A 25939-nucleotide genomic window follows, 5' to 3' on the forward strand; every position below is an offset into this window, starting at 1 on the left:
ATGAGCAGCGTCAATAGCGAGCGCATCCCGAACAACGTGCACCTCGGCGACGACAAGCGCCTGCAGCGCGCCCTCGAGGCGTGGCAGCCGAGCTTCCTCAGCTGGTGGAACGACATGGGGCCCTTCGGCTTCCAGAAGGACGACGTCTTCCTCCGCACGGCCATCTCGGTCACGAGCGAGGGCTGGGCGAACTTCGACTACGTGAAGATGCCCGACTACCGCTGGGGCATCTTCCTCGCCGACCCGGTGCAAGACCGCAAGATCGGCTTCGGCGACAACATGGGTCAGCCCGTGTGGCAGCAGGTGCCCGGCGAGCACCGCAACGCCCTCCGCCGCCTCATCGTCACCCAGGGCGACACGGAGCCGGCGAGCGTGGAGCAGCAGCGCTTGCTCGGCCACTCGTGCCCCAGCGTGTACGACCTCCGTAACCTCTTTCAGGTGAACGTGGAGGAAGGTCGTCATCTGTGGGCGATGGTGTACCTGCTCCACTCGTACTTCGGCCGCGACGGTCGCGAGGAGGCCGAGGCCCTCTTGGAGCGCCGCTCGGGCGACCCGGACAAGCCGCGCATCCTCGGCGCGTTCAACGAGCCCTGCGCCGACTGGCTCTCGTTCTTCATGTTCACGTTCTTCACCGACCGTGACGGCAAGTACCAGCTGCTCGCGCTCTCGGAGTCGTCGTTCGACCCGCTCTCGCGGACGACCCGCTTCATGCTCACCGAAGAGGCCCACCACATGTTCGTGGGCGAGACCGGCGTGCTCCGGATCGTCGAGCGGACGGCGAGCCAAATGAAGGAGCTCGGGCTCGAGCACCCGGACGAGGTGCGCAAGCACGGCTTGCTCGATTTGCCGCTCATCCAGCGCTACCTGAACCTCTGGTACTCGCTCTCCCTCGACCTCTTCGGCGGCGAGATCTCCTCGAACGCCGCGAATTTCTTCGCGGCCGGTCTCAAGGGGCGCGCGAAGGAGGAGCGCTACGAGGACCACGTCGCGCTCGACACCTTCTACGACATGGAAGTCGCCCGCGACGGGAAGCTCACCCGCGAGCAAATCCCCCTGCGGAACGCCATGAACGAGGTGCTCCGCGACGAGTACGTCGAAGACTGCCAGCGCGGCGTCGACAAGTGGAACCGCACCATCGCGGCCCACGGGATCCCCTTCGAGCTCAAGCTCCCTCACCGCAGGTTCCATCGTCACGTGGGCCTCGGCGCCGACGTGCCCTGCGATCCGGCGGGGCGACTCATCTCGAAGGACGAGCTCGAGTCCAAGAAGGCCGAGTGGCTCCCGACCGAGGCCGACAAGGCCTACGTGAAGAGCCTCATGCAGAAGCCCGTCTTCGATCCGAAGCAGATGGCGCACTGGATCGCGGCGCCGAAGCAGGGCATCAAGGGGCGCCCGGTCGACTTCGAGTACGTTCGCCACACGTGACCCACGTCCGCCTGGCGGCGGTGGCGGCGCGGGCCCCGAGGGCTCGCGCCGCTCGTCATTTTCCGGGCAAAATCGCGCGACGGTCCGTCTCGTAGAGCTCGTCGGGCTCGTCGGAGCGCGCCCCGATGCGAGGGTACTTGCCGGTCGACGGCGTCGGCTCGAAGGGCGGCGCACGATCGACCACGGTGGCGGTGGCCTCGGAGCCCGAGGCCGCGAGGGGCCGGGGCACGGGGAGCACGACCCGCTTCGCCGCGCGCGCTTCTTTGCCCCGAAGCCACGAGGCCACGTCTTTTCGCATGGCCCAAGCCGTCGGGTAGCGCGCGTCCGGCGACAGGGCGATGGCTCGATGCAGAATGCACGTGAACGCGCGGTCGAGGTCGGGGCGGAGCGACTCGAGCGGCTCGACCACGCCGTGGCTCAGCGCGAGCAGGGTCTCGCCGGGGCTCCCACGCCGGAAGGGGCGAACCCCGGTGAGCGCCACGTAGAGCGCCAACCCGAGCCCGTAGAGGTCGCCGCGCGCGTCGACGTGCCCCTCGAAGATCTGCTCGGGCGGCGCGTAGGAGAGCGTCCCGACCACCTCGCCCGGCACCGTGAGACGTGGCGCGGGGATCTCGGTGGGCCTCGCCGTCCCGTAGTCGACGAGCTTCGCTTTGGCGGTCGCGAGCTCGTGGCCGACCAAGAACACGTTCTCGGGCTTCACGTCGCGGTGGACGTACCCTGCCGCATGGATCGCCTCGAGCCCACCGAGGACCGAGAGCGCGATCCGGGCCGCGGCGTAGCCGTCGAGGCTCTCGCCCACGCCGACCAGCGCTTCGAGCGTGCACCCGACGAGGCGCTCGGTCACGAGGTAGCAGGGCTCCTCGGGGGACACGACGTGCCGCGCGAGCCCGCGGAGGAGCCCCGGATGCTCGAAGCGGAGCGCGATCTCGGTCTCGCGTAGAAACCGCGCAAAGACAGAGGGCTCGTGGGCGAGGTGCGGGTGGAGCACCTTGACGGCGACGTTCGAGCCGTCACGCTCGTCGACGGCCGAGTACACCGCGCCGTACCCTCCCGCGCCGATGAGCTCGACGAGGTGGTAGCGGCCGCCGAGGCGTTGCCCCACGAGATCTCTTGCGGGCGCGTGGATCGAGTCGGGGGTAGGCATCGGCGATGTGTCCTGCACGCGACGTGCCGGGTAGATTCGACGCGTGCTCGTGTCGAGGTGAGGTCGCACGACCTCGGAATCGAGGTCTCGGCACGTGATGCGCCGAGACCTCGGCGGACCCGCCGACACGAAACGATCCGAGCGCGCCCGCGCAACCTAAGGCATGCTCTCGACATGCCGAGGCGCCCCCCCGAAGATGCCCCCACGGCCGAGCGGCGCATCCGCCGACGGGACGCGTTCGGCGCCGCGCTCTCGGCGCTCGTTTGGGCATGCGGGGGCGACGACGCACCCTTCGCGGGGCCGGCCGACGCGGGCCCCGATGCCCCGGCCGATCCCTCGCTCCTCGCGCGCCACACGTTCGTCGGCGAAGCCCCGTTCTCGGTCACGAAGGTCGGGCGAGGTCTCGACGCCCGAAAGCGCCTCGACCTCGGCGAAATCGACACGACCACGACCGACGTGGGCGCCGACGCCTTCTTCGTCCGCACCGAGGCCCCCGACGGGTTGCCGCCGAACGAGCCCGCATTCCTGGCCTTGGGAGGCCTCGTAAGCCAACCGCTTAGCATCCCGATGGGCGAGCTCGTGCGCGACACACGCCCCATGGGGACGCACCTCCTCGAGTGCTCGGGCAACACCCGGGACGGCGCCTTCGGGCTCCTGTCGGTCACGGCGTGGGAGGGCGTGCTCGTGGCAGATCTCCTCGCCAAGGTCTCCTCCACCGACCCGGGCGCGCGGGTGCTCGTCTCGGGCCGCGACGATCACTCGGCACCGTCCGAGGGGGGGCACTCGCAGAAGGGCGCGAGCTGGATCTTCTCGCGGGCCGATCTCGTGCGGGCCGGGGCGTTCCTCGCCACGAAGATGGGCGGGAGGCCGCTCACGCGCGACCACGGGGCGCCGGCGAGGCTCGTGGTCCCCGGGTGGTACGGGTGCACCGCGATCAAGTGGGTCGACACGATCACGCTCGTCCCCGACGACGCCCCCGCGACCGACCATATGAAGGAGTTCGCGCTCCGCACCCATCAGCACTACGCCTTCGACCTCGCGAGGGAATACTCGCCCGCCGCGCTCGAGGTCTCCGCGGTCTGCACACGCGCCGAGACGCGCCTCGTCGACGGCAAACCGCGCCTTCGCCTCCGTGGACTCGTCTGGGGTGGAACCTCCGTCACGACCCTGCTTCGGCTTTTCCTGGACGAGGGAGGCGGCGATCCCGTGACCGTGCGCGCGCCGGCCGCTCACCCGACGACGTGGGGCGTGTGGGAGTGGACGGGGCCCGTGCTCGGCCCGGGCCGCCACACCGTGAGGCTCCGCGCCGAGCCGATCGAGGTGCCTCAACGGCGGCTCAAGTCGGGCCACTACACCCGCACCTTCGAGGTCTCTGGCTAGCACCTCCCGGGCATCGAGGTAGAGTCTCGGCATGCCGAGCTTTTCGATGGAGCCCGCTCTTGGCTTCCGCTCCCTTCCCTTCATCGTCCTCGCCGTCGCCCTCCAAGGAGGGTGCTCGAGCGACCCCGTGCCCTCACCGTTCCTCGGGTCGGGCACCCCGGCGAGCTCGTCGACCGGGCGACCGGGCCGCCCCGACGAGCCCCAAGGCTCCGGCGCCAAGCCCACCCGCGCGAGCTACGACAGGACCTGCACCACCATCGCCGACTGCGTGCTCGTGAGCTTCGCCGAGTCGCCTTGCGACACCTGCAAGTGCCCGAACGACGCCATCTCGGCCGACGAGAAGCGGCGCTTCTTCGACGAAGAGCAGGCCTTCCGCGACACGTGCCGGGAGGCCCCGAAGCCCTGCCTCGCCGACTGCGCCCCCCTCTCCGCCCGATGCGTCGAGGGAAAGTGCACCGTGGTCGCCACCGGGACCCCGTTCGCCGAGGACGCCGGCGCCGACGCGAGCCCCGACGCGCGCTGACCCCCGATCGCGAGCCGCCGAAAAGTGGACTTCTCCCGGCTCCCCTGGATCACCCCCGTGGATCCGACCTTCTCCATGGACCCTGAGAAAACTCTGTGCGATCCTCAAAATAGCCGCGTTTTTACAATGTGGGACAGCGGCACACCTTTCGCAACACTGCCTCACGTCGGACGGAAGGAGCCCCCGGGCGGGGCTTTCAAGGAGCAACCCAACATGTCGCTTTCGGATCTTCTCAAGAAATCTCGCTCGGTCACCTTCGGCGCCATCGTGGCCATCGGCCTCGGCGCTGGCCAAGTCGCCTGTTCGTCCGAAGTGGGCCCCGGCGAAGAGGTCGAAGAAGAGGGCGTGTCGACCGACGACATCACGCAGATCACCGACACGAAGGTGAAGCGCCAGTCGATCGGCAACTGCTGGCTCTACGCCGTGGCCTCGTGGTCCGAGGCGCTCAACAAGCGCGCGACCGGCACCGACTTCAACGTCTCCGAGTCGTACTGGACGTACTGGCACTGGTTCGAGCAGCTCGCGAACGGCCGCGCCTCGACCGAGATCTCCACCGGCGGCAGCTACGGCACGGCCGCGGGCATCATCGACCGCTACGGCCTCATGTCCGAGAACGACTTCATCCCCGAGGAGTCCGAGGCGGAGATGTCGAACCGCCAGTCGACGGCCCTCAACGCCATCAACGAGTCGCTCAAGAACGGCACGCTGAAGGATCCGGCCGTCCGCCGCGACCGCGCCAAGGTCCGCGCCGAGCTCGACAAGGCCTGGCGTCTCACGCCCGAGGTCGTCACCAAGCTGAACAACGTCTTCGGCGCCGGCGTGACCCGCACGCTCGACCGCTCGTTCACGAACCGCCAGCCGGGCAACGGCGTGGTTCGCGCGCGTGACTTCAAGGTCCGCATCTTCAACTTCGCCACGAACCGCGAGAACCAGGCGACCCTCAAGGACGCGATCGGCACCGGCAGCTGGACGCGCACGGGCCCGCAGGCGTTCCACGAGGAGGACTACCCGCGCAGCGCCGACGGCCGCCGCAAGTTCCAGATCGCCATCCAGCAGTCGCTCCACGCGGGCGTGCCGGTCATCGTCTCGTGGAAGGTCGACTTCAACGCCCTCACGCAGGACGCGAAGTTCTCGCTCGACGAGCTCAAGCGCCGCGGCCCCGGCCGCCAGGGCGGCCACATGACCGTCGCGACCGACTACGAGGTGAAGCTCGTCGACGGCAAGATGCTCAAGGCCGGCGAGAACGTGACGGATCCCGACCTCCTCAAGAAGGCGCTTGAGCCCGGCGCGCAGGTCGACTTCTTCCGCGTGAAGAACTCGTGGGGCGCCATCCGCCCCGACCGCTGGAGCGAGGCCGCCAAGCCCGGCTACCACGACCTGACGACGGCCTACATGAACGGCCCGATCAAGGAGTGCGCCGAGAAGAACGGCACCTCCGACCCGAACAACTGCCCGAGCGAGGTCACTCCCTGGTGGGACGCCGTCCTCCCGGCCGGCATCGGCACCAACATCGGGTTCTGATCTTCGAGACCTCCTCGTCCCACGGGCGGTGCCACACGGCGCCGCCCGTCGGCGTTTTGTGGCGACCTGAATGAACGGAGCAGGCAACCGTTCACCCATCGGCTAAGGTGCAGGCATGACCGAGGCGCACGAGGCCGCGCGGAGAGAGAGCATCCTCGACGCCGCGCGCCGCCTCTTCACCAAACACGGCCCCCAGAAGACGACCGTGGCCGACATCGCGCGCGAGGCTGGCGTGGGCGTGGGCACCGTCTACCTCGAGTTCGACTCGAAGGACGCGATCGTGGCCGAGCTGTCGGGCTCGATGCACGCCACGGTGGTGAGCGCGATGCGCGCGGCGCTCGAGGCGCGCGACGGCCTCGAGGCGACGTTCCTCCGCGTGGTCGAGGCCCGCACCCTCGCCTTCTCGAGCTGCCGAAACCGCGGGGAAAAGGCCTGCGAGCTCGTGACGTGCCGAACCGACGCGACCCGGAGGGAGCAGGTGCGGTTCTTCGAGCGGGAGCGCGCGATCTACGTGGAGCTCTTCGCGCGGGCCGAGGCGCACGGGGAGCTCGGCCCCCACGACGCCTTCCGCACCGCCGAGATCGTGCAGCTCGCCCTCGCGAGCCTCTCTCCGCCGGGCCTCTTCTTGCTCCCCGAGGGGGACGCCCTCGCCCGCGCCCGGGATCTCGCGCGCCTGCTCGCCGCGGGGCTCGTCCGCCGCGGGTGAACGCTCGAGGGCTCTGCTCACGAGCCGCTTCACGAAAGGAAGCTTGTGAATAGCGGGCCCTTGACGACGTCGTGAACGGTTTTAGGTTCTGTTCACGGTGGTTGGGTTGGCTCGAGGGGCGGTTCCTTCGGCCTCGACCACCGTACGACACGCGGGCTCGCCCGTAGAGGTTTGCGCACGGCCAAAGGCGCCCGCAAGCCCCGACGATGGGCGAGCCCCGAAAGGACCGTCATGACCTCGTTCTCGACCCGGGGCGGCGCCCCCATGCCCAAAGAACCTCTCGCCGCGCTCCCGCTCCGCTCCGGGGTCCTCTTCCCCGGTGCCTCGCTCACCCTCTCGGTGGGCCGGCCGCGCTCGCTCGCCTTGCTCCGCAGCGTGTACCCGGGCGACGTCATCGTGACGCTCACCCAAAAGACCCCGAAGACCCACGACCCGAGCCGGGAGGACCTCTACGAGGCCGCGACGCTCGCGCGGGTCGAGAGCATCCAGAAGCGCACCGAGACCGACTGGCAGCTCACCGTCACGGGGCTCGACCGCGCAAGTCTCGTCAGCTTGCATGACGACGGCCCCTTCTTGCGGGCGCTCGTCGAGAAGAAGGACGAGGTCGGGGGCGCGTCGGCCGAGGCTCAAGAGCTCGCGTCGGCGCTCGTGCGCAAGCTCCGCGACACGACCGAGTCCGAGGGCGGCGCCCTCTCGCAGCTCGACACCCGAGGCCTCGAGCCCGGCGCGCTCGCCGACGCGGTGGCTTCGCAGTCGAACGTCCCGACCGAGCGCGAGGTGGCGATCCTCGCGGAGCTCGACGTGCCGACGCGGCTCCGCCTGCTCACCGACGCGCTCGGGGAGCTCCGGGCCCGCGGTGAGCTCAAGACCAAGATCGACAGCGAAGTGCGCCAGCGCTTCGGGAAGATCCAGCGAGAGGCCGTGCTGCGGGAGCAGCTCCGCGCCATCCAGAAAGAGCTCGGCGACGACGAAGACGGAGACGACTCGCTCGGGGCCCTCCGGAAGCGGCTCGACGAGGCGCAGCTCCCCGAGGAGGCCCGCAAGGTGGCCGATCGTGAGCTCGCGAGGCTCTCGCAGGCCGGCGCGCAGGGGGCCGAGGCGAACGTCATTCGCACGTACCTCGAGCTCATCGCAGACCTCCCCTGGTCGAAGCGCGCCGACGCGAAGAACGACGTCGCCGCGGTGGAGGCCGAGCTCGATCGGGATCACTTCGGCCTCGACGACGTGAAAAAGCGCATCCTCGAGCACATGGCCGTCCTCGGCCTCTCGGCCGAGCAGAAGGGTGCGCTCCTCTGCCTCGTGGGCCCGCCCGGCGTGGGCAAGACGAGCCTCGGCGAGTCGATCGCGAAGGCGACGGGGCGACCCTTCGTGCGCGTCGCGCTCGGCGGCGTGCGCGACGAGGCCGAGATCCGAGGGCATCGGCGCACCTACGTCGGCGCGCTCCCGGGGCGGATCCTGCACGCCCTGCGCAAGGCCAAGGTGAAGAACCCGGTCGTGTTGCTCGACGAAATCGACAAACTTTCCCAAGGGTTCCAGGGCTCGCCCGAGGCCGCGTTGCTCGAGGTGCTCGACCCGGAGCAAAACCACACGTTCACCGACCACTACCTCGAGATCCCGTTCGATCTCTCCGAGGTGCTCTTCCTCGCGACGGCCAACACCCTCGAGACCTTGTCGGCGCCGCTCCGTGATCGCCTCGAGGTGGTCGAGCTCTCGGGGTACACCCCCGAGGAGAAGGTGAAGATCGCGAGGTCGCACCTCCTGCCGAAACGCACGAAGAGCCACGGCCTCGACGGAGGAAAGCTCACCATCGACGACGACGTGCTCGCCGAGATCGTGCGGAGCTACACGCGTGAGGCCGGCGTGAGGCAGCTCGACCGCGAGGTGACGAGGCTCTGCCGCGCCGCGGCCCTCGAGATCGCGCGCAGAAAAGGCGAAGAAGGCGAGGCCGTGGTCGTCCGCTCGGAGGACCTCGCGAAGCACCTCGGGAAGCCCAAATTCGAGCGTGAGGCGCACGAGGGCTCGGCGCTGCCGGGCATGGCGACGGGGCTCGCGTGGACCCCGTTCGGAGGCAGCACGCTCTTCATCGAGACGAGCCGCATGCCCGGAAAAGGCCGCGTCGAGATCACGGGCCAGCTCGGCGACGTGATGAAAGAGTCGGCGCGCGCCGCGCTCACCTACGTGCGTAGCCACGCGAAGGAGCTCGGCCTCCCGGACGGCACGCTCGAGAACGAGGACGTGCACATCCACGTGCCCGCAGGCGCCGTTCCGAAAGACGGGCCCTCGGCCGGCGTCACGATCTTCACCGCCCTCACCTCGCTCTTCACGGGGCGGCGCGTGCGGCAAGACACGGCCATGACCGGCGAGGCGACGTTGCGTGGGCGCGTGCTCGCGGTCGGTGGGATCAAGGCGAAGGTGCTCGCCGCGCATCGAGCGGGGCTCTCCAGGGTCATCTTGCCCTCGGCGTGCGCACGCGACCTCGACGACGTGCCGAAGGAGGTCCGTGACGCGCTCGACGTCTTGCTCGTGGACGACATGCGCCAGGTGCTCGACGCGGCCCTCGAGCCCGAGCCTGCCACCGGGACGTTCTCGCCCGAGGGGACGAAGGAGCCCCTTCCCCAGCTCGCGAGCTGACCCTACGTTCCTCACACGGGCGCGCCGATCGGGCCCCCATCCACGACCTCCGAGAGCCCCGCGGTCCCCTCCCCCCGCGGGGCTCGCCTATTTCGGCGCCTTCCACGCCGGGCAACGCCGTGCGCAAGATGGCGCTTGTCGTGCCGGGCAGGACCGCACGATACTTGGGCGTTGAATCGTCGCTCTCGTGCGCGGTGTGGAAAGGTGGTCTCGATGAAGAAGCTCCTCGGATTCTCGGTCCTTGCGCTCGCGGCGTTCACCGGCTGCCCCGACCCGAAGCTGCCCGATCCGCCCCAGCCGACCCCCGGGCCCAAGGTCATCGAGGGGACCGGCGAGCCGCTCATCGTCGACTGGCAGCCGCAGCACCGCGGTGATCTCGAGGTGGCCATGCAGGACGGCCTCGCGGTGGTCGAGTACTCGGACAAGGGCTTCCGCTTGCTCAAGGGGTGCCGCGTCGACGGCACCTACGGCTTCATCGGTATGTCGACGAAAGAGCAGGTCGTGCGGCTCGAGTCGGCCGACGACGTGAAGGCGAACCTCCCGTTCGGCGGGGCCGCGCTCGTCGGCCAAATCGGCGCCGATCTCGGCCGCTCGACCACGCTCGACGTGGCGATGGTCATGGTCGGGAAGCTCCGCACGACCTGGAACAACGTGACCCAGAAGGACCTCGTCGGGAGCTGCGCCGGCGCCACGCACTTCGTGAAGGGCGCGATGGTCGGCGCGTTCGTCATGGACACGGGGGACAAGTCCCACGCGCGCGCCGTGGCCGAGTTCTTCAGCATCGGCGCGAGCGGCGGGGGCCGGAGAGAGAGCAAGATCCGCAACGCCGACGGCAAGCTCGAGGAGTGCAACCAGGCCTTGCCCGACTCGAAGAAGGCGCCCGCCAAGTGCTCGGCGCTGCTCCGCGTCGAGCTGCTCGAGATCACGAAGGACGCCGTGAAGCCGAAGGCCGAGGAGAGGACCGCGGCGCTCCCGAGCTGTCCCGCGGGCATGGCGCTCATCGGCGGCAAGTGCACCCGGCCTAGCACGGTGACCGCGAGCGCGGGACCTCGCGAGTGCGTGTACGGCAACGCGGCGCAGTGCGCAGACCTCTGCGACAAGGGCTCCGCCGTGAGCTGCGGCAGGCTCGGCCTCCAGCTTCTCCGTGGCGAAAATATCAAACAAAACCCAGACTTGGGGGCGAAGGCCACCCTCCAGGGGTGCAAGCTCAACGACGGTCCGTCGTGCGAGTACCTGGGTGACTTCCTCGCGAGCACCATGGGCGGCAAGCCCAACATGGCATCGGCGGCGCAGGCGTGGGTGCGTGGGTGCGAGCTCGGTCGCGAGCGCGCGTGCACCATGGCCGGGGACACGTACTACACGGCCAACGGGGTGAAGCAGGACTACGCGCTCGCGGCCAAGCTGCTCGACCGCGGCTGTATGGGCGGCGATCACAACGCGTGCAGCGAGCTCGGGATCATGTTCCTCGGCAACGCGGGCGTCGGGACCGACGTGTCGCGCAGCGGGCGCCTCTTCAAGTCCGCGTGCGACGGCGGCTCCTCGGCCGGGTGCACGAACCTCGGCTACCTGGTCGAGTTCGGCAAGGCGACCACGAAGAACCCGCAGCTCGCCGCCCAGCTCTATGCGAAGGGCTGCAAGCTCGACGACGCGAGCTGTTCGTCGCTCGCGCAGGCCACGCACGCAGGCATCGGCGTGCCGAAGAGCATCGAGAACGCCGAGAAGCTCTTCCGGATCGCCTGCCGGGCCCACGACGTCTCGTCGTGCGCGGTGCTGCGTGTGTTCGCCGACCCGTCGACCGTCGTGAACCCCGTCGACGCGAAGCGGAATTTCGAGGTGTGGAAGGGCACGTGCTCCTCGGGCATCGAGCGCGACTGCACGGGCATCGGCGTCATCGGCATGGCGACGGGCAGCATCTCCGAGGGGCGCAACTTCGTGCAGAAGGGGTGCTCGATGGGCGACGCGTGGGCCTGCGAGCTCTTGAAGCTCCAGGTGAAGGTCAACTGACGCCCACGGTGAAGTCTTCGACTCGACGCGCTCGCGTGGGTCTCGTCGCGGCGATCGCGGCGCTCGTGCCTCACGCGTGCAAGCCCACGGCGGGCCCCGCAGACGCCCAGGCCGACGCGGCGCCCGAGGATCCGAAGGCCGCGTTCGTGCCTCGAATCCCGGACGCGGCGACCCTCCCGGGCGACTTCTCGCCACCGAAGGACCCGTGGGTGGCACCGCCGGCTCCTCCACCCGCCTCGCCGTGGTTCGGGTTCGAGCCCTTCCCCGGAGCGGAGCTTTTGTGCGGCGAAGAGGTCGCGATGGCCAAATCGGGGAAGCTCCGTGAGATCCACTGGGCGACGTACGGGGTGACGTCTCCCGTGGCCGACGTGCTCGCGTTCTACCGTCGGCGCGACGCCGGCACCCAAGAGGTGGACCGCGACGAAGTGACGTTCGTCGTGGGCAAGGCGCAGAAGCTCAGCGTCGTCCGCCTCCCGACGAGCCAGCCCTTCCCTCGTTGCGAGCGCACCCCGAAGCCCACTTACAAAGGGATCATCGTCGTGTCGCGCGCGGAGGGTCACCCGGGGCCGTAGGGCGTGTCCCCGTCGCGCACGGCCCCGTGCCCGTGCCCATGCCCGACCCCCCCGCTCGTCTCAGCCCCTGGTCGCCGTGCACGACGGCGCAGGCGCGGCGCCCCGGTCCCCCACCTGACCATGCTCGTTTTGGCCACGGGGCAGACCAAGGCGGCCGTGGGGCGCGGGGCAGAACGGTGAATCCCGAATCGTTCCGGTCGATTAGAGAAGCCACCGAGGGCGGCCGACCCGACTCGACATACCGCGCGGAACACCCGAGGATTCTCGCCGATTCTCTTGGGGATCGAAGGCCGGGTCAGCTACGCTTACCACTATGGGATCGAACTCCGGCGACCCAATGCCGCGACTGAATGACCTGGACACGGTCCCACCGCCGGACGGTGGCGACGCGTACGGGAACGCGACCGTCGTGCGACAGGCGCCGAGCGAGATCCTCGAGGCCGTGCGACGCGAGGTCGCGGCGGAGAAAGAAGCGGCCCAGTCCGAGCGCCGCCCGACCGGGTCGCACGAAGCCAAGGTCGTGGTCGAGGAGCCCGAGCCGGAGACGGTCGTGGTCGACCTCCCCGACGAGAAGCCCCGCGCACCGGCGGCGGCGGCCCGTCCGGAGCCTGCCCGCGCCGAAGCTCCCCCAGCGCCCGCCACGCTCGACGCGGCCGCGCTGAGGCCCGCGCGTCTGCCCCAAGACATCGAGAAGCTCGTGCCCGGAACGGCCGCGCCCAAGGCCGAGCCTGCGGCCCCGAAGGTCGCCCCCGAGGCCGAAGAGATGCCCCTCGAGGTGCCCTCGACGCGCCGAAAGCGGCTCATCGTGTCCATCGTCGTCGGGATCATCGTGGCGTGGCTCGCCGCGATGGCGGCGGTCGGCGTGTCCCACTTCGCGGGGACCTGAGCCGAGGCTTTGGGTCAGCGTCCTCGCTCGAGGAACGACCGCACGATCACGAGCCCTTCGGGAGTACCTATCGACTCGGGGTGGAACTGCACGCCGACGATCGGATGCTCCACGTGGCGCATGGCCATGAGCGTGCCGCACGCCCCCTTCGCGATCGGGACGAGGCACGATGGCAGGGGAAGATCCACGACGAGCGAGTGGTAGCGCATGGCGAAAAAGGGCCGCGTCGCCGCACGAAAGAGAGGGTCGTCCTCGAGGAGGATCTCGCGCGACTTCCCGTGGAGGATCTCGGGAGCCTGCACGATACGAGCGCCGAAGGCGACGCCGATCGCTTGGTGCCCGAGGCAGACTCCGAGGATGGGCACGCGTTCTCCGAGCTCTCGCACCACGTCGCAGCTGATGCCCGCGTGCCCCGGGATCGCGGGGTTCCCCGGGCCGGGCGAGATCACGATGCGATCGGGCGCGAGCCCCCGGACGTGCGCGACGTCGACCTCGGTGCTCCTCCGCACGGTGACACGCGCACGCCCGAGGGTCGCGACCTCGACGAGGTGCACGAGGTTCCACGTGAACGAGTCGTGGTTGTCGAGGACGAGCACGTTCACGGGCCGTCGAGCTCCCAGCGCATCTCGGCCCCGAGCGCCGCGCCCGCGGCTTCGACCAGCGCCCGTGCCTTGGCGAGGGTCTCGCGCCACTCGTCCTCGGGCACCGAGTCGAGCACGATGCCTCCTCCTACGCCGAACGTCGCTCGATCTCCGGAGAACGTGACGGAGCGGATGACGATCGAGGCGTCCATGGTGCCGCGTTCGTCGATGTACACGAGCGTCCCCGAGTAGACGCCACGCGGACGAGGCTCGAGCTCGGCGAGGAGCTCGACGGCCCTCGCCTTGGGGGCCCCGGTCATGCTCCCCCCCGGGAACGCCGAGCGGAGGACGTCGATGGGCCCGAGCCCGGGGCGTAGAGTCCCGATCACCGTCGAGACGAGCTGGAGCACCGTGGGGTGCCGCTCGACGATCCGGCGCTCGCGCACGACGACCGAGCCGGGCTCCGCGACACGGGCGAGATCGTTGCGCAAGAGATCGACGATCATGTCGTTCTCCGCGCCGTCCTTCTCGCTCCGGGCGAGCTCGTCGGCGAGCCTCTCGTCGTCGGCGGGGGTGTGCCCACGAGGGCGCGTGCCCTTGATGGGCCGCGTCTCTACGGTGCCTTCCTGCACCCGCAAGAAGCGCTCGGGCGACGATGAGACGAGGTGGGTGTCCGGTGTGAGAAAATATGCCGAAAAGGGCGCAGGATTCGAGCGACGCAGCTCGGCGAAGAGCGCGTGAGGGGCGGGCGCGGGCTCGAGCGAGACCGTGTGGGTGAGACAGAGCTGAAACACGTCGCCGGCGACGAGGTGTCCCTTGGCGCGCTCGACGAGGTCCGAATAGGAGCGCTCCCCGTACGAGGCGCGAGCGATCGCGCATTCGACACGCGGAGGGTCGGGCTCGGGGGGCGAGGCGAGCAGCGCGAAGAGTCTCGACTCGCGCGCTTCGGCGTCGGCGCGGGCCTCGTCGTCCGTCGCACCACGACCGACGACGTGGATGCGCGCCGCGAGCGCCCCGGGAGAAGCGGTGCTCACGCTCGAGTCGGCGAAGAGGAGATCGATGTCGGCGCCGTACGCGCCCTCGCGCGTCTCCGGAGGGAGAGTGTCGAGGAAGGCCGCGGCGCCGTACGCGATCGTCCCGACGAGACCACACGCAAAAGGTGGCGCATCGGGATGCGACGAGCCGCGGGCTGCCGCGAGCAGGGCTTCGGCGAGCATGAACGGGCACCCGTCGTGCTCTTCGCGCTCCTCTCCGAACGTGACGACCGTTCGCGCGCGCGCGACGAGCCTCGGGGGGCACGTCGCGTCGTCCCAGGGCATGGCGCGAGGCACCATGCCGCTCGCCCGGAACGCGACGAGCCGGAAACGCGGGTCGAGCACCGCGTAGGCTCGCTCCGCGTAGGCGGACGCGCTCGTGGCGCGATCGAGGAGCACGCGGGGGCCCGCCGCCGCGACGAGACCGGGGACGTCGTCGAGGGGGCGAGGGAGCACCACGTCGCGGACGATGGTGTGGCGCTTCCCACGGAGGAGCGAGAAGACACGCTCGACGAGGGTCACGAGCGTGCCCTCGGGGGATGGAGCCCGGTGGTCTCTTCGTACGCGGCGCGGAGCTTTCCGAGGAGCTCGGGGGACACCTCGAGCGGGACATCGTCGAACGCGCTCGCCGCCACGAGCGGGAGGAGCGCGCTCGTGAAGACGACGGAGGTGGCGCGGGCGAGCGCGTCGACACCGGCGCGACGTTCGGTGACCGAGACTCCGAGCGACGACAAGAGCCGAAGGCAGAGCTCGCGCGTGACCCCGGGCCGGCACCCGACCGAGAGCGCCGGGGTCCACACGTCGGGCCCTTCGAAGACGAGCAGGTTCGACGCGATGCCGGACACGACCTCTCCCGTGACACCGAGCACGACCGCCTCGCCATGCCCGCGCTCCGCCGCTTCCCGTCGCATCACGACCCGAGCCGCATAGCTCCCGAGCTTCCATGAAGGGTCGAGGCACTCGGCGGGAGGCGCGCGCAGGCCGGCAACCCCCACACGGACCGGGGCCGGGAACGGCGCGGCCATGGCCCTCACGACGACCGAGAGCGTGGTCGTGGCCATCGGATCGGGGAGCAGGCCGGGGGCCCCCTCCCCGCGGCTCGCCGTGACACGGACGTAGCCGTGACCTTCGCCGAACCTCTCGCAAGCCTCGCGCACGATCGCCTCGAGGGCCTCGCCGTTCGGGACGTCGAGCCCGAGGCCGCGGGCCCCCTCACGAAAGCGTGCAAGATGCATGTCGAGCGCGAGCGGTCGGCCGGCGAACGACCGGGTCGATGCAAAGACCGAGTCTCCGAGGAGGTAGCCGCGGTCGAGGATCGACACGCTCGCGCGCTCGCCGGGCCCGAGGAATCGGTCATGAAAAAAGACGACGGGCAGCAACGAGGTGGGGACTTTACACCCAAGGTAGGTTGCGCGGTGCGCAAGTCGAAAAAGGTGCGCGGCACGGGCGCTTTGCTACCGTCGAGGGCGCGCAATGGCGATCCCGCTGAAGCTCCCGATGGCGGCCGTGGTGCTCTTCGGAGCGCTCTTCGGCGGTGGCAGCGCGCCCCCCTCGGCGCCCGTGCCCGCCGTGCCCAACGAGCGTGCGACGGACGTAGGCGAGGCGACCTCCTCGGCCCGCGAGAAGACCCTCGTGTGGGCCGTGCGCACGTGGCCACTCCACTTCCGCAACCCGAACACGAACGAGACCATCGACGTGCGCCTCTACACGGACGAAGGCCACGTCGACGACGAAGCCCTGCGGCGCGTGACCGAGGTGGTGAACCCCGACGGGGAGCCCGAGTCCCCGCGTGTGCTGCTCCTCGTCGCGAGGGCGGCCTATTTCTTCGGGGCGAGCCAGGTCGAGGTGCTGAGCGGGCACCGAAAGGATCCGAAGGGCGCGAGCAAACACCACACGGGGGACGCGCTCGACTTCAAGCTCGTCTCGGTCGACTCGGGCCTGCTCGCGGCGCACCTCCGGACGTTCGGCCACGTCGGCGTCGGCGTCTACACCCACCCCGGCACACGGTACGTGCACCTCGACACGCGCGAGTCGAGCTTCCACTGGCTCGACGCGTCGCCTCCCGGGAAGGCCTACCGCGAGCTCGGCATGACCGACAAAAAGAGCGAGTCCCGCGATCGCGCGTGGACGGACGACGACGACGCGCCTCGGTTCTTGGCGGTGCAGGTCCCGAAGCGACGCTGACCTCGCCCTTACGCGTACGTCTCGCCCTTACGCGTACGTAAGTTAGTTCTTGCCAAAATTTCTCTGCGTCCTACTTCATGGGTCCCCATGAAGACGCGATCGCCGCTGGCCGCGCCCCGCAGGGGGACCGAACCGAAGAAGCTCGGGCTCGTCGGGTGCTTTTTTGCGCTCGTCGCCCTGTTCGCGCCCGAGACGGCTCGCGCCGATTGGCTCAAGCTCGACGACGTGGTCCGCCTCGCCAAGGGCCAGGCGCTCTCGTCCGTGCGCGCCGAGGGCGAGGTGGCCGTGGCCGAAGCGGGCATGCGCGGCGCCAAGCTCCCCATCGTGGGAAACCCCTACCTCGACCTCCAGGTCGACCGCGGCAGCAGCACGAAAGACGTGCAGGCGCTCGCCTACCTCTACCTACCGCTCGAGGTGAACGGCGTGCGCGGGGCCCGGATCGACGAGAACCGCTCGCTCGTCGCGTTCAAGCAGGGGCAACGCGAGGAGGCCTTCGCGCTCGTCACGGGCGAGGCGGTGGCCGCGTACGGGGAGCTCGCGGTGGCGGGGGCGCGTGTCTCCGAGAACACCTTCGGCGAGCAGAGCGCGCGGGCCGAGGCCGCCTACTTCGAGGCGCGCCTCAAGGCCCAAGATGCCACGGTGTACGAGAAGACCCTCGCCGAGGCCGAGGTCGCCCGCTGGGTGCAGACCAAAGGCGAGGCCCTCGTTCGGCTCGCGCAGGCCAAGGGGCGCGTGTCGGCCCTGACGGGGCGCCCCATCGACGGGCCGCCCGCCGGCACCGACGTCACGCTCCCGATCTTGCGCGGCCGGTGGGACGAGGCCGCCCTGGCCGACAGGCTCACGCGCTCGCCGCTCCTCGCCAAGTACAAAAAGGAACGCGCCTACTGGGAGTCGGCCGTCGCTCGCGCCGAGAAAGACTCGTTCCAGCCGCTGAACCTCACGCTCATCGGCGGCCGCGGTGATCCGGGCGATCTGAGGCTCGGCGGAGGCGTGGCGCTCACGTTCCCCATCACGAAGCGAAACCTCGGCGAGATCGCGCGCGCCGAGCGAGCGGCCAGCCGCGTGACCCACGAGGAGAACGCCGCGCTCGTCACCGTGCGGGCGAGGCTCTCCGCTGCCTACGAGCAGATCGTCGCGGTCCGTGACACGATCAAGGTCCTCGACGACACCGGGCTCCCTGCCATGCAGAAGGCCCTCGAGGCCGCACAAGACCTCTACAAGCTCGGAAAAACCGAGATCTCACGCCTCTTGCTCGCGCGGCGCGACTACGCCACCGCGCGCGCACGCCGCCTCGATCTGCTCGAACAGGGGTGGCGCGCCTACGCCGAGCTCTGCGCCATCACTGGCGAGTCCCCGTGACGACGGTCCAGTTCACTCGCCGACCTCGAGCGCGGCGAGGAAGCGCTCGATCGCCATCGTGAGCTCCGACGCGGCGTTGAGCGGCGCCGACCGCGACTCCGCGATGACGTCGCGCAAGCGCTCCGCCGCACCTTTGAGGGCGACCTTCTCTTTGGCGACACGCTCGTCGTCCGTCGGAGGGAAGACCCGAGGGGCGAAGTGTTTGGAGAGCGTCGGCATGGACACGGGGTGCTCGAGCACCTTCTCGCGGATCTCGTCGATCACCTCGCGAGGAGCGTCGTTTCGCTCCTCGGCGCGGCGCAAAAAGTCGACCGACTCGTAGCTCGGGATCTTCTGCGTCACGCCGTCGCGGTCCATCACGTCGGGGGCGCGCTCCTTCAAAAAGAGAAACGATCCCGTGAGCTTATCGACGGTCTCTTGGCGTAGGCGGAGCTCCTTCTTGGTGTAGTCCTCGAAGGTCTCGTAGCCCCAGGCCGCGAAGCTGCGCGACTTTCGCACGCGCACGAGCGCCTCGGCGAGCTCGAGCCAGCCGGTCTTGAAGATCCGAGCGCGACGGAGCATGTCGGCGCGCTCCGGATCGTTCGCGTGGGCCTCTTCGGCGGCTTCGAGCTGGGCGAGAGATTTGGCGCGCGACATGGTCGGGGCCGGAGATACTTCGGTTTCGGCTCGACCGAAAGGGGCGACCTTGCCGTAGGTCGTGGCATCGGACAGAGGGGCCATGGGTCCGAGCGCGAGGTACGCGCCATCGCCGAAGGAAGCGCAAGTTGCGAACGCTCGTTTGGTTCCGAGGAAAAGACCTGAGGGTGTCCGACCACGAGCCCCTCACGAGCGCCGTCGGGACGAGCCGCGGCGGGGGCGACGTCGTCCTCCTCTTCGTGCTCGATCCGTTCTTCTTCTCGCGCGAGGCGGCGGCCGAGATGCCGCACCGGATGCAGTTTCTGCTCGAGTCGCTCACCTCGCTCGCCGAGAACCTCGCGCACCTCGGGGGCACGCTGCTCGTCGTGCCCGGGAAGAGCTACGAGAAGGTCCCCGAGGTGGCGCGTGCCCTCGCGGTCGAGCGGGTCGTCGCCCAGGCGTGGACCGAGCCCTTCGGCCGTGAGCGCGATCGCCGTGTGCGGGAGCGGCTCTCCGTGCCCTTCGAGCTCATGGAAGGTGAGCGCCTCGCGCCACACGGGACGCTTCGAACGGGCCAAGGCCACCCCTTCTCGGTCTACACGCCGTTCTCTCGCGCCTTCGCGCGCGACGTGCGCCTCGAACCTCCGAAGAGGGCGCCTCGGGCGCTTCCCCCGCTCGGCTCCTCTCTCTCCCGCGCGGCCTCGAAGCTCGGGCTGCGGGCGATCCCCACCCTCGAGGAGCTCGGGCTACGGCGGAACCCGGACCTCGTCGAGGGTGGCGAGCGGGCCGCTCGCGCGAGGCTCGGGGCGTTCGTCGAGTCGCGGCTCGCGGCGTACGCGGACGCGCGGGATCTCCTCGGCGCGACGGGCACGAGCCGCCTCTCGCAAGACCTGAAATTCGGCACGCTCTCGCCACGTCAGGTGTGGGCGGCGGCCGCGAGCAGCAGAGGGCCCGGGCCCGACACGTTCCGCCGCGAGCTCGTCTGGAGAGAGTTCGCCCACCACATCCTCGACGCCCGACCGGACGTGCTCGATCGTCCGTTCAAGAGGTCGTTCGAGGGGTTCCCCTACGTCGACGACCCCCGCGGGTGGGAGGCGTGGATCACGGGAAAGACGGGCTACCCCGTCGTCGATGCGGCCGCGCGCGAGCTCCTGGCGACGGGCTACGTGCACAACCGCGCGCGCATGATCGCGGCGAGCTTCCTCACGAAGCACCTCCGGATCTCGTACCGCGCGGGCGAGGCGCACTACATGAAGTACCTCACGGACGGCGACTGGGCGCAGAACGACGCCGGCTGGCAGTGGTCGTCAGGGTCGGGCTGCGACGCGCAGCCGTACTTCCGGGTCTTCGCGCCCGTCACCCAGGGCGAGAAGTTCGACGCCGACGGCGCCTACGTGAAGCGCTGGGTACCCGAGCTCGCGAAGCTCGACGCGCGCCACGTGCACGCGCCGTGGGAGGCGCCGCCGCTCGCGCTTCGGGCGGCCGGCATCGAATTGGGCAAGACGTACCCCTTCCCCATCGTCGACCACGCCAAGGCCCGCGACACGTTCTTGTCGGTCGCGAAGGCGTATTTCGGGACCGAGGGCCCACCTCGCAGCTGAACGCCGCCGCACGAGCCCGGGCGAAACGCGGTCCGTATCCGACCGGCCGCGACCTACGCGTTCGCTCGGGCGCGCTTCGCCCCCCGTGCCCGCTCGTGTGCCACGTCCTCGCGGTACTCGTCGAAGTCGACCTGCATGGTGTGACGCTTCGAGGGCACGTACCGGGCGCGCATCGCCTTGCGCTCGCGTTCCATCGTTCGCTCCATCTCGGCGCGCGGAGGGAGCTTGGCCGTGCCCTCGAGCACGTCGGCGATCCAGGCTGCCTGGGCTTCGGCGAGCGGCATGATGGCCCCGAGCGGCTGAAGAAGCCCGACGAACGCGAGCCCCTCGTGGTCAGGATGAAAGACCCGTTTGTAGAGCGGAAGATCGTTGTCCTTCGCAGCGACGAACGACGGATCGAAGAACGGGAACGTGACCTTGTACCCCGTGGCCATCACCACCGCGTCGCAGCGCTCACGCGAGCCGTCGGTGAAGACCACGTGCTCCCCTTCGAACCGCGCGACGTTCGGCTTGGGCGTCACGGCCCCGTGCGCGATGCGGTCGAGGATACGGCTCGAGATCGTGGGGTGCGCTTCGCCGAGCCGATGATCCGGCCGGGGCAGGCCGTACGAGGTCACGTCGCCCACGGTGAGGCGTAGCGCGAGCTCGCCGAGGCGCATGCGCGCCCAGAGAGGCACACGCGTCGACGTGAACACCTGATCGAGGGGGACGCCGAAGAGGTGCTTCGGCACGACGTGCGCGCCCCTTCGCGCCGCGAGGAACACCTTGTCACACACGTTCGAGAGCTCGACGGCGATGTCCATCGCGCTGTTGCCCATTCCCACGACCACGACCGACTTGCCCGTGAACGGCTCGGGCACGTCGTAGTGGTGTGCGTGGAGCATCATGCCCGAAAATTCCCCTGGAAAAGGAGGGTCGGGCCAGAGCGGATCCCAGTGGTGCCCGTTGGCGACCACGACAGCGTCGTACCTCCGGGTCTCTCCGGTCGAGAGCGTCACGTCGAACTTCCCGTCGGCGCGCTTCTCGACCGACCTCACCGAGGTCGAGAACGTGATGCGCTCGCGGAGCCCGAAGTGGTCGACGTAGGCGTCGAAGTAGCGCGCGATGACCGAGTGGTGCGGGAAGTCCGGCGTGCCCGCGGGCATCGGGAAGTCCGAGTATTCCATGCGCGCGCGCGACGTATTGATGTGGAGCCCGCGGTACGCCGAGCTCATGCCGTTGTCGTTCCGGTACACCCAGTTGCCACCCACCCGGCTCGAGGCCTCGAAGGCGTCGAACGGAAGTCCACGTTCGTGCAGCGTCTTGGCGACGACGATCCCGGAGGACCCACAGCCGATGAGGCAGGCTTTTTTCATGGCGAGGCTTCACGGTAGCAGCGAGCGCCCCTCGAGAACGAGCGCCCTCGCGCGGAGCCCTTCGTGCGGATAGACTCGCGGAATGGCCGAGCCCGGAATCGTGCTCTTCGACGGGGTGTGCAACCTCTGCAACGGAACGGTCGGCTTCTTGATCGATCGGGATCCGCGCGGCGTGCTCACGTTCGCGTCGCTCCAGTCCGAGCCGGCGAAACGGCTCCTCGAGGAGCGCGGGTACCCCGTCCCCGAGGGAGACCCTTCGTCGATCCTCTTCGTCGTCGGGCCCAAGGTGCACGCCGGCTCCGGAGCGGCCCTACGGATCGCGGCGCGCCTCGGCTTCCCTTGGAAGCTCCTCGCGGTGCTGCTCGTCGTGCCGTGGTTCGTGCGGGACGCCGTGTACTACCTCATCGCCAAGAACCGCTACCGGTGGTTCGGCAAAGAAGAGGCGTGCCGCGTGCCGACCCCCGAGCTCCGCGCGCGGTTCCTCGCGTGAGCCGTCGGGGCGGCGAACCCTCGGTCGGAGGGCGTGTGCTCGGCCTCGCGGCGCGCGCGATCGACCGCGCCGTCGTGACCGCGGTGCACCTCCGAGGAGCGAGAAAACAAGCGTTTCGCGACGGCCTCACCCCCGAGCGGAAGCTCGAGCTCCTCGAGCGCGCGGCGGAGGACTACCACACGGCCACCCACGGCCCCGCCGACGCGTTCTTCGTCCCGCCGAGCGGCGTCGCGGTCGCGCGGGAGAGGACGGCGTCTCTCCGGAGCCGCTCGCGTGACCGCGATGGCGGCGTGTTCTCTCTGTCGTGGCCGAGCGACGTGCCCGCGCACCTCCCGTCGATGCGGGACTCGCTCCGCGCGCGGAGGGAGAACCTCGTCGGCCGCGCTCGCGTCTACCGCGGAGGCGCTGGGCGCCCGGTGGTCGTGTGCGTGCACGGCTACCTCGGAGGGCTCTACGCGATCGAGGAGAGGAAATTTCCGCTCGACGCCTTCTTCGAGATGGGGCTCGACGTCGCCCTCCCCGTGCTGCCCCACCACGCGATGCGCGGCGCACGGGGGAACGGCCCGCCTCCCTTTCCGAGCGTCGATCCCGCCCTCACGAACGAGGGGTTCCGGCAGGCCATCTACGACCTCCGCGTCCTCGTGAGGCACCTCGTCGCCGAGGGCGCGCCGTGGGTCGGTGTGGTCGGTACGAGCCTCGGTGGGCACACGGCCGCGCTGCTCGCGACCCTCGAGGACGACCTCGCGTTCGTCGTGCCGGTCGTTCCCCTCGCGTCCGTGGCCGATTTCGCGCGCGACCACGGCGAGCTCGGCGAGGGAGACGGGAGCGACGAGCTCTTCGCGGCGTTCGAGCGCGCGAACGCCGTGGTGAGCCCGTATTCGCGTCCCTCGAGGGTGCCATCCGAGCACGTCTTCGTCATCGGCGCCGAGGCCGACGCCATCACGGGGGTCGCGCACGCCGAGCGGATCGCCCGCCACCTCGGGGCAGAGCTCGAGGTCGCGTCGGGAGGCCACCTGCTCCAACTCTGGAGGGGGCCCCTCGTCCGCCGTTTGGCGCCCATCGTCGCGGGCCTCGAACGCACCTCACGTTCTCCCACATAGGCGTACGTCACGCCTCGCCTCGGCCGAGCTCGGCCAGGCCCCGACGGCACGCGGATTCACCCCGCCCGGGGCGGGTTTTTCGTGCGAAAGGGCGCCTTAGACGTCACACTCGTTCGTCGGCCCGGGTCCTCCTCGGGCGCACGCTTTCTTCGTCCTCCTTCGCCCGAAACTTCGAGGTTCCATGCCCACGTCTCCGCGAGCCCAGAGAGCTCCGATCGTCCGCGCGGTGTCCCTTGTCCTCACGCTCGCCGCGAGCACACTCGCCCTGGGCGCCTGCCGCGACGAGAGCCGCCCGGACGTCGATCCCCCCGACATCGGGCGCGACGGCGGCGACGGCGCCGCGGACGTGGTCGTGCCTCCTCCGAAGGTCGAGGCGCACGCCAGCAAGAACCCGCAGCCCAAGGTGAACGAGTGCGCGCGCGCGGCCTTCCCGGCTACCGGAGGTGGCACGTGCGCCATCACGAAGGCCGGTACGGCGGCGGGGCGCGTGGTGCTTCAAGGCACGGTGCTCGGCCCCGGGGAGACCTTCCGGCGCGGCGAGGTGATGATCGACGCGGGGCGCGTGACGTGTGTCGGCTGCGATTGTTCGGCGCAGGCCGGGTACGCCGACGCGTCCGTCGTCACCTGCCCCGACGGCGTCATTTCGCCGGGCCTCGTGAACCCGCACGAGCACCTCACCTACGCGAACAACACCCCCGTCGGGCACGGCCAGACGCGCTACTTGAACCGCGCCGACTGGCAGGGCCGGCGCGGGGGCCCGCGCCTCGCCTACGACAGCGGCGCCAACACCCAGCTCCAGGCCTTCGCCGAGCTCCGGTACATCTTGAGCGGCACCACGACGATCGCCGGTGGCGGCGGCGCGAAGGGCCTCGCCCGTAACGCCGACGACGGGGCCGAGAACCTCGAGGGCATGCCCATCCAGATCGCCGACTCCGACGTGTTCCCGCTCCCGGGGGACCTGCGAAAGTCGGGCTGCGAGTACGACAACGGCCGCACCACGGGCGCCGAGGTCGACGGGCTCACGGGCTACCTCCCGCACATCGCCGAGGGCATCGACAGCGAGGCCAAGAACGAGCTCGTCTGCGCAGGCGAGGACGGTCGGTTCGACCTCTTGAAGCCGCAGACGGCCGTCATCCACGCGGTGGCCGCGAGCCCGAAGGAAGCCCAGCTCATTCGCGCGTCGCAGTCGAGCGTCGTCTGGTCCCCTCGCTCCAACGTGGACCTCTACGGCGACACGGCCCCGATCGTGATGCTCGACATGGCCGGCGTGCCCATCGCGCTCGGCACCGACTGGGTCGTCTCCGGCTCGATGAACATGGCGCGCGAGCTCCGCTGCGCCGACGAGCTCAACCAGAAGTACTTCGGGAAGCATTTCACCGACGCCGACCTCTGGCGCATGGTCACGTCGAACGCGGCCACGGCGGTGGGCGCGGGCAAGGTGGTAGGCTCGCTCAAGCCCGGGTACCTGGCCGACATCGCCGTGTTCGACGGCTCGAAGGCCAAAGACCACCGCGCGGTGCTCGAGGCCGGCGTCGAGGACGTCGCGCTCGTCCTCCGCGGCGGGAAAGCCCTCTACGGCGACGACGCCCTCTTCGCCGCGGGGCCGTTCGCCCCGGGCGGCACCGATCGCTGCGCGGCCTTCGCGGGCGGCGTGTGCGGCAAGGCGAAGCGCGCCTGCATCGACGCAGGCACGTCCACGGTCGACTATACGCTCGAGTCGCTCCGAACCGCGGGCGAGGCCATTTACCCGCTCTACACCTGCAAGACCGAGACGCCGAAGAACGAGCCCTCGTGCGTGCCCTTCCGCACGGCCTACCCCAAGGGAATCACCGCGGAGGACAAGGACGGAGACGGCATCGCCGACATCCAGGACAACTGCATCGACGTCTTCAACCCCGTGCGCCCCATGGACCCCGATGGTCTCCAAGCGGACGCGGACAAGGACGGCGTCGGCGACGCGTGCGACGTGTGCCCGAACGACCCGACGCAGAAGTGCACGCAGCCCATCGCGGGTGACCTCGACGGAGACGGCGTCGCGGACGCGATCGACAACTGCCCCAAGCTCGCGAACCCCGGCCAAGAGGACGCGGACAACGACGGCCTCGGCGACGCGTGCGACGGCTGCGGGTCGGCGAACCCGGGCGCCACCTCGTGCGCGGCGACCATCGTCGACGTTCGTGATCCATCGGCTGCGGCTCACCCGAAGCCCGGGACCATCGTCACGCTCGTCGGCGGGCGCGTCATCGCGCGGAAGACGAGCGATCGCATCTGGATCCAGGCTCCGAACGCGACGCCCGTCCCCTTCACGGGGATCACCCTCCAGACCGACGGACTTACCACCGGCATCGCCGTCGGCAACGAGATCAACGTCACGGGTGTGTACACCGAGCGCTTCGGCATCAGCACCGTGGTCGTGGCCAAGCTCGATCGGACCGGGACCCAGACGACCCTCCCCTTCGCCCCGCTCGTCGTGAACGCGTCGAGCTACGGCAACGCCGCGGCCACGGCCGAGGGCCTCGAGAGCATGTTGCTCCAGCTCGACAACGTGACCATCACGAACGACAACCCCGACTCGGGGCCGTTCTACGAGCTCGTGGTCACCGGCGGCCTCCGCCTCGACGACGACATCTTCGCGCGGTACGGGGTCGGTACGTCGGCCATGCCTCCGCCCCAGCCCATCCCGGGCTTCTTGAACGGGACGGTGTTCACGCGGGTCGTCGGCGTGGGCGGATTCTCCTTCGGAAACCGCAAGATCCTGCCGCGCTCCGACGCCGATCTCGTCCGCCCCTGAGACGCCCCACAGGCACCGCCGGCTGTGCCCACAAGCA

At 69.9% G+C, this 25939-nt stretch carries 21 protein-coding genes; 15 read left to right on the plus strand and 6 right to left on the minus strand.

Translation table 11 applies throughout. From position 1 onward, the window contains the following. On the plus strand, positions 1-1425 hold the full coding sequence (gene boxB / locus IPK71_30325; protein MBK8218046.1) for a benzoyl-CoA 2,3-epoxidase subunit BoxB: 1425 nt from the start codon (positions 1-3) through the stop codon (positions 1423-1425). Between the two features lie 55 nt (positions 1426-1480). Here boxB and IPK71_30330 read toward each other — a convergent pair whose 3' ends face one another. Then, positions 1481-2569, minus strand: coding sequence for a serine/threonine protein kinase (locus IPK71_30330; protein ID MBK8218047.1), 1089 nt, complete (start codon positions 2567-2569; stop codon positions 1481-1483). Between the two features lie 174 nt (positions 2570-2743). Here IPK71_30330 and IPK71_30335 point away from each other — a divergent pair, with 174 nt between their 5' ends. From IPK71_30335 to IPK71_30370, 8 genes are all read left to right on the plus strand, one after another. Continuing rightward, entirely contained in the window at positions 2744-3949 is a 1206-nt protein-coding gene (locus IPK71_30335) for a molybdopterin-dependent oxidoreductase (protein ID MBK8218048.1), read from the plus strand. Between the two features lie 31 nt (positions 3950-3980). After that, positions 3981-4472: a hypothetical protein gene (locus tag IPK71_30340; GenBank protein MBK8218049.1), complete on the plus strand. Its 492-nt coding sequence runs from the start codon at positions 3981-3983 to the stop codon at positions 4470-4472. A 213-nt stretch (positions 4473-4685) separates the two neighbouring features. Next, on the plus strand, positions 4686-5993 hold the full coding sequence (locus IPK71_30345; GenBank protein ID MBK8218050.1) for a hypothetical protein: 1308 nt from the start codon (positions 4686-4688) through the stop codon (positions 5991-5993). Between the two features lie 115 nt (positions 5994-6108). Then, a complete protein-coding gene (locus IPK71_30350; GenBank protein MBK8218051.1) occupies positions 6109-6699 on the plus strand; it encodes a TetR/AcrR family transcriptional regulator in 591 nt (196 codons plus the stop codon). 264 nt (positions 6700-6963) lie between these two features. Beyond that, entirely contained in the window at positions 6964-9330 is a 2367-nt protein-coding gene (gene lon / locus IPK71_30355; protein MBK8218052.1) for an endopeptidase La, read from the plus strand. Positions 9331-9543: 213 nt separating this feature from the next. Beyond that, on the plus strand, positions 9544-11334 hold the full coding sequence (locus tag IPK71_30360) for a sel1 repeat family protein (protein MBK8218053.1): 1791 nt from the start codon (positions 9544-9546) through the stop codon (positions 11332-11334). Positions 11335-11342: 8 nt separating this feature from the next. Then, positions 11343-11906, plus strand: coding sequence for a hypothetical protein (locus IPK71_30365; protein MBK8218054.1), 564 nt, complete (start codon positions 11343-11345; stop codon positions 11904-11906). A 337-nt stretch (positions 11907-12243) separates the two neighbouring features. After that, positions 12244-12792: a hypothetical protein gene (locus IPK71_30370; protein MBK8218055.1), complete on the plus strand. Its 549-nt coding sequence runs from the start codon at positions 12244-12246 to the stop codon at positions 12790-12792. Positions 12793-12806: 14 nt separating this feature from the next. Here IPK71_30370 and IPK71_30375 read toward each other — a convergent pair whose 3' ends face one another. Genes IPK71_30375 through IPK71_30385 form a run of 3 tightly spaced genes read right to left on the minus strand, consistent with a single transcriptional unit; the run spans position 12807 to position 15786 of the window. Next, positions 12807-13394 (minus strand): aminodeoxychorismate/anthranilate synthase component II, encoded by a 588-nt coding sequence (locus IPK71_30375; GenBank protein ID MBK8218056.1) that lies wholly within the window; start codon positions 13392-13394, stop codon positions 12807-12809. Further along, entirely contained in the window at positions 13391-14929 is a 1539-nt protein-coding gene (locus IPK71_30380) for an anthranilate synthase component I family protein (GenBank protein MBK8218057.1), read from the minus strand. The genes IPK71_30375 and IPK71_30380 overlap by 4 nt, the downstream gene beginning before the upstream one ends. Beyond that, positions 14926-15786: an aminotransferase class IV family protein gene (locus IPK71_30385; GenBank protein MBK8218058.1), complete on the minus strand. Its 861-nt coding sequence runs from the start codon at positions 15784-15786 to the stop codon at positions 14926-14928. The genes IPK71_30380 and IPK71_30385 overlap by 4 nt, the downstream gene beginning before the upstream one ends. Positions 15787-15880: 94 nt before the next feature. On the opposite strand from IPK71_30385, the gene IPK71_30390 reads away from it, so the two are divergent. Both IPK71_30390 and IPK71_30395 read left to right on the plus strand, forming a co-directional pair. Further along, positions 15881-16591 carry a DUF882 domain-containing protein gene (locus IPK71_30390; protein MBK8218059.1) on the plus strand — a complete coding sequence of 237 codons (711 nt, stop codon included), beginning with the start codon at positions 15881-15883 and terminating at the stop codon, positions 16589-16591. Between the two features lie 87 nt (positions 16592-16678). Then, complete coding sequence (locus IPK71_30395; protein ID MBK8218060.1) at positions 16679-17950, plus strand: TolC family protein; 1272 nt, start codon at positions 16679-16681, stop codon at positions 17948-17950. Positions 17951-17962: 12 nt separating this feature from the next. Here the strand turns inward: IPK71_30395 and IPK71_30400 are convergent, their stop codons facing one another. Continuing rightward, positions 17963-18670: a hypothetical protein gene (locus IPK71_30400; GenBank protein ID MBK8218061.1), complete on the minus strand. Its 708-nt coding sequence runs from the start codon at positions 18668-18670 to the stop codon at positions 17963-17965. 44 nt (positions 18671-18714) lie between these two features. On the opposite strand from IPK71_30400, the gene IPK71_30405 reads away from it, so the two are divergent. Next, positions 18715-20166, plus strand: a complete 1452-nt coding sequence (locus IPK71_30405) for a deoxyribodipyrimidine photo-lyase (GenBank protein ID MBK8218062.1) — start codon at positions 18715-18717, stop codon at positions 20164-20166. A 53-nt stretch (positions 20167-20219) separates the two neighbouring features. On the opposite strand, the gene IPK71_30410 is transcribed toward IPK71_30405, so the two are convergent. Further along, complete coding sequence (locus IPK71_30410; protein ID MBK8218063.1) at positions 20220-21521, minus strand: NAD(P)-binding domain-containing protein; 1302 nt, start codon at positions 21519-21521, stop codon at positions 20220-20222. Between the two features lie 82 nt (positions 21522-21603). On the opposite strand from IPK71_30410, the gene IPK71_30415 reads away from it, so the two are divergent. The 3 genes from IPK71_30415 to IPK71_30425 all read left to right on the plus strand — a co-directional run bounded on the left by IPK71_30415 (position 21604) and on the right by IPK71_30425 (position 25902). Next, complete coding sequence (locus IPK71_30415) at positions 21604-22011, plus strand: thiol-disulfide oxidoreductase DCC family protein (protein MBK8218064.1); 408 nt, start codon at positions 21604-21606, stop codon at positions 22009-22011. Beyond that, the gene (locus IPK71_30420; GenBank protein ID MBK8218065.1) at positions 22008-23111 is read left to right on the plus strand and encodes a hypothetical protein; all 1104 of its coding nucleotides are present in this window, start codon (positions 22008-22010) and stop codon (positions 23109-23111) included. The genes IPK71_30415 and IPK71_30420 overlap by 4 nt, the downstream gene beginning before the upstream one ends. A gap of 181 nt (positions 23112-23292) precedes the next feature. After that, complete coding sequence (locus IPK71_30425; protein ID MBK8218066.1) at positions 23293-25902, plus strand: amidohydrolase family protein; 2610 nt, start codon at positions 23293-23295, stop codon at positions 25900-25902. Positions 25903-25939: the final 37 nt, after the last annotated feature.

This window comes from Myxococcales bacterium (assembly GCA_016712525.1).
In the GTDB taxonomy this organism is placed as follows: domain Bacteria; phylum Myxococcota_A; class Polyangia; order Polyangiales; family Polyangiaceae; genus JAAFHV01.

Bases quoted from the DNA above. Each gene is read 5' to 3' on its own strand.
- IPK71_30345 (MBK8218050.1), top strand. From the start codon at position 4,686: ATGTCGCTTTCGGATCTTCTCAAGAAATCTCGCTCGGTCACCTTCGGC.
- IPK71_30395 (MBK8218060.1), top strand. From the start codon at position 16,679: ATGAAGACGCGATCGCCGCTGGCCGCGCCCCGCAGGGGGACCGAACCG.
- boxB (MBK8218046.1), top strand. From the start codon at position 1: ATGAGCAGCGTCAATAGCGAGCGCATCCCGAACAACGTGCACCTCGGC.
- IPK71_30330 (MBK8218047.1), bottom strand. From the start codon at position 2,569: ATGCCTACCCCCGACTCGATCCACGCGCCCGCAAGAGATCTCGTGGGG.
- IPK71_30410 (MBK8218063.1), bottom strand. From the start codon at position 21,521: ATGAAAAAAGCCTGCCTCATCGGCTGTGGGTCCTCCGGGATCGTCGTC.
- IPK71_30415 (MBK8218064.1), top strand. From the start codon at position 21,604: ATGGCCGAGCCCGGAATCGTGCTCTTCGACGGGGTGTGCAACCTCTGC.
- IPK71_30425 (MBK8218066.1), top strand. From the start codon at position 23,293: ATGCCCACGTCTCCGCGAGCCCAGAGAGCTCCGATCGTCCGCGCGGTG.
- IPK71_30400 (MBK8218061.1), bottom strand. From the start codon at position 18,670: ATGGCCCCTCTGTCCGATGCCACGACCTACGGCAAGGTCGCCCCTTTC.
- IPK71_30350 (MBK8218051.1), top strand. From the start codon at position 6,109: ATGACCGAGGCGCACGAGGCCGCGCGGAGAGAGAGCATCCTCGACGCC.
- IPK71_30370 (MBK8218055.1), top strand. From the start codon at position 12,244: ATGCCGCGACTGAATGACCTGGACACGGTCCCACCGCCGGACGGTGGC.
- IPK71_30360 (MBK8218053.1), top strand. From the start codon at position 9,544: ATGAAGAAGCTCCTCGGATTCTCGGTCCTTGCGCTCGCGGCGTTCACC.
- IPK71_30335 (MBK8218048.1), top strand. From the start codon at position 2,744: ATGCCGAGGCGCCCCCCCGAAGATGCCCCCACGGCCGAGCGGCGCATC.
- IPK71_30390 (MBK8218059.1), top strand. From the start codon at position 15,881: ATGGCGATCCCGCTGAAGCTCCCGATGGCGGCCGTGGTGCTCTTCGGA.
- lon (MBK8218052.1), top strand. From the start codon at position 6,964: ATGCCCAAAGAACCTCTCGCCGCGCTCCCGCTCCGCTCCGGGGTCCTC.
- IPK71_30340 (MBK8218049.1), top strand. From the start codon at position 3,981: ATGCCGAGCTTTTCGATGGAGCCCGCTCTTGGCTTCCGCTCCCTTCCC.